Source organism: Mycobacterium sp. (assembly GCF_044370595.1).
Lineage (GTDB): Bacteria > Actinomycetota > Actinomycetes > Mycobacteriales > Mycobacteriaceae > Mycobacterium.
The window spans coordinates 1-3,453 of sequence record NZ_JBILVF010000229.1; the positions used below are offsets into that span (position 1 = coordinate 1).

The 3,453-nt window shown below is 66.7% G+C and carries 4 protein-coding genes; 2 read left to right on the forward strand and 2 right to left on the reverse strand.

Features of this window, described 5'->3' with window-relative positions; all coding sequences use genetic code 11:
* Both ADBZ5N_RS18025 and ADBZ5N_RS18030 read right to left on the reverse strand, forming a co-directional pair.
* A partial coding sequence (locus tag ADBZ5N_RS18025; protein WP_526259827.1) for an acyl-CoA dehydrogenase family protein occupies positions 1-1,011 on the reverse strand: 1,011 nt, incomplete at its 3' end.
* 1 nt (position 1,012) lies between these two features.
* Positions 1,013-1,906 carry an alpha/beta hydrolase gene (locus ADBZ5N_RS18030; RefSeq protein WP_526259829.1) on the reverse strand — a complete coding sequence of 298 codons (894 nt, stop codon included), beginning with the start codon at positions 1,904-1,906 and terminating at the stop codon, positions 1,013-1,015.
* Positions 1,907-1,962: 56 nt separating this feature from the next.
* Here ADBZ5N_RS18030 and ADBZ5N_RS18035 point away from each other — a divergent pair, with 56 nt between their 5' ends.
* Entirely contained in the window at positions 1,963-2,754 is a 792-nt protein-coding gene (locus ADBZ5N_RS18035; protein WP_526259831.1) for an enoyl-CoA hydratase/isomerase family protein, read from the forward strand.
* A 104-nt stretch (positions 2,755-2,858) separates the two neighbouring features.
* A partial coding sequence (locus ADBZ5N_RS18040) for a DUF222 domain-containing protein (RefSeq protein ID WP_526259833.1) occupies positions 2,859-3,453 on the forward strand: 595 nt, incomplete at its 3' end.

The window sequence follows — 3,453 nt, forward strand, 5'->3', positions numbered from 1 at the left end:
CTCCCAGGTGAAACCGATTCCGCCGTGCACCTGGATGTTCGATGCCGCTGCGGATACGTAAGTGTCCGAGCAGAAGCTCTGAGCCAGTGCGAGATCGATGAACCGATCCGGTTCGCCCGCATCGAACGTTGCCGCCACATGCCGCGCGGCCGAGGTGGCCGACTGGGCGTCGAGCAGCATGTCCACGCACATGTGCTTGACAGCCTGGAAACTTCCGATGGACCGCCCGAACTGGTAGCGGTTGCGGGCGTAGTCGACGGCCATCTCGGTGACGTACATGGCCCCGCCGGCCTGCTCGGCGATCAGGGCCACCGCGGCGCGGTCGAGGGCTTCCGCGAGGGCGGCCCCGCCGTCGCCGGGGTTCCCGACCAACCGGGCCGGGACATCGGTCAGGGTGAGCCGACCCTGTCTGCGGGTCTGGTCCACCGTGGTCAACGCTGAGACCGCCAGGCCGGGTACATCGCGCTCGACCGCGAATATCGCCACACCGGAGCCGCATTGGGCAGGGATGTAGAACCGTTCGGCGGCGGTGGCGTCCAGGACGTAGCTTTTCTCTCCGGTCAACGACCAGCCGTCGCCGTGCCGGGTCGCGAGGGTGGCAGGATGGCGCGGCGGCCGCGCTGAGCCGGGTTCGGCAAAAGCGACAGAGACAATCAACTCACCCGCGGCGATCCGGGGTAGAACCTGCGCGCACTCGGCTGTATCGCCCAGCGCCAGAAGCAGATACGGAGTCAGTACGGCGGTGGACAGGTAGGGGTCGCACAGCAACGCCCGACCCATCTGCTCGCTCACCACGGCGAGTTCGGCCGCACCGGCGCCAGCGCCACCGAACTCCTCCGGAATGGTCAACCCGAGCAGACCCATGGCGGCCATCTCGTTCCACATCGCCGGATCGTGACCGGTGTCGTCGGCCATCAGTCGACGAACCTGCGCCTCAGATGACCTCTTCGTCATCAAATCGGCGACAGCGTCGCGCAGGTCGGTCTGCTCGCGAGTCAACGTGGTCGACATATCACTTCACCGGGATCATGAGACGACGCATACTGGCGCACTTGCTGTCGAAATACTCTTGGGAGATGCTGGCTTTGGGTGCGATCCGGTCGAACCCGTGGAACGCCCCGGCAACCTCATGAACCTCGCACGGAACTCCGGCGGCCTGTAACCGGCGGGCGTAGGTGAGTCCCTCGCTGTGGAACAGGTCGAGGGTCCCCACGCCCAGCCAGGCCGGTGGCAGCCCGGCCAGATCGGATCGGCGGGCCGGTACGGCGACGGCCGGATCAGCACCGGCCAGGTAAGCGCCCCAGCCGATCCGGTTGCTCGAGGTGTCCCATAACCGGAATCCGTCGTCGTCCAGTGCCGGATCGACTGTGCGGTCATCGAGCATGGGGTAGGACAGCATCTGCAGGACCGGCCTGACCTCGCCGCGGTCACGCGCCATGAAAGCCAGCGCCGCTGCCAGACCCCCGCCTGCGCTGGCCCCGCCGATCGCGATCCGGCCGGGGTCGACGTCGGGCAACCCCGCCAGCCACGTCAAGGCCCGGTGGCAGTCCTCCAACGCAGTCGGGTAAGGATGCTCGGGGGCCAGCCGGTAATCCACAGCGGCCACGACCACTCCGAGCTTGCGGGTGATCGACCGGCACAAATCGTCATCCTGGGCGGCGTTGCCGATCACGTAGCCGCCGCCGTGGATCCACAGCAGGGCCGGCGCCGGACCTGCGGCACGGGCCGGCCGGTGAAGTCGTACCCCAACGCCGCAAGCCAGGGTCAGGGCCTCCACCCCGGAGTCATCACGGCCGCGCGGACTAGGGAGCTTGCGCAGCAACGGAACCGACCACCGGTAGACAGCCCGTCTGGGTACGAACCGCGCCACCCGGCGCAATTCCGGGTGGATGTCCGCACTTGGCATAACCGCCATTATGCCGCCCGAATCCCGACCGTCGGCGCCCTGGTTACGATCGGCGGATGAGCGACGAAGCCCCCGCAACCGATGCTGTGCCTGAGCCTGTTCTCACCGAGCAACGCGACCGGATCTTGATCATCACGATCAACCGGCCGGAAGCCAAGAACGCCGTCAACGCCGCGGTGAGTCACGCGTTGGCTGCCGCGGCCGACCGACTCGACGACGATCCGGGGCTCTCGGTCGGAATCGTCACCGGGGCCGGTGGATCGTTCTGCGCCGGTATGGACCTCAAGGCCTTCGCCCGCGGGGAGAACGTTGCGGTGAAGGGTCGTGGACTGGGCTTCACCGAACGCCCACCGGCGAAGCCGATCATCGCCGCGGTCGAGGGTTATGCCCTGGCGGGCGGGACAGAGCTAGCGCTCGCCACGGATCTCATTGTGGCGGCTATGAATTCGGCGTTCGGTATCCCGGAGGTGAAGCGCGGTTTGGTTGCCGCCGGTGGGGGCCTGCTGCGGTTGCCCCAGCGCATTCCGTATCAGATCGCCATGGAGTTGGCGCTGACCGGCGACAGCTTGCCGGCGCAACGTGCGCACGAATTGGGGTTGGTCAACGTGCTGACAGAACCCGGCCACGCACTGGAGGCTGCAATCGAGTTGGCCTCCCGTATCACCGCCAACGGCCCGCTGGCGGTGGCGGCGACCAAGCGGGTGATCACCGAATCCCGGGGCTGGAATCCGGCGGATCAGTGGCGCGAACAGGCCGCGATCATCATGCCGGTGTTCGGATCCAAGGACGCCAGGGAGGGGGCGGTCGCCTTCGCCGAGAAGCGCGCTCCGAACTGGACTGGGACCTAGGGCCGCCAGAGCGTGTTGTCCACAGTCGGGCGTTGATCCACAGGTCGCGTCCGCGCCCCTACCGTCGGCCACCGTTGTCAGGCCCCCCCACTAATGTTTCGAACATGAGTTCGATCACCGATGCGTTGGCGCTCCTCGACGACGCCGTGGAAGCGCTGGGCAAGGCTGCCTGGGAGGGCCTCGGTGTTCGTGACTGTCTGGAGGGTCTGGAGAAGCTCGAGACTGCGCTGCGGCGTCAACGGGCGTTGTCGCACAGAGTCATTCACGGTCTGGATGACGCCGCCTTGGGCGCTCCAGTGGCCGCCACGGTATCCGATGTCCTTCGAATCAGCCGCGCCGAGGCGCGACGTCGTATCCGGGACGGCGGCCAGCTTGAGCCCAGGGTCACTCTGACCGGTCAACAAGTGCCGCCGGAACTGGCGCACACGGCTGCAGCCTGGCGAAAAGGCATTCTTGACCCGGACCATCTTCGGACCATCCAGGGATTTCTCCACGGTCTGCCGGACTGCCTCCCACCCGATGTGGTCGATCAGGCTGAAGAGTTCCTTGCCGAACAGGCGGCGGTGCTCAGACCGGATCAGTTGGACAAAGTGGCTACCCAATTGGCTTTGCGACTCAACCCCGATGGTGATTTCTCTGATGCGGACCGGGCCCGCAAGCGGGGTTTCACCTGGTGCGGCAAGCAAGGTCCGGACGGGA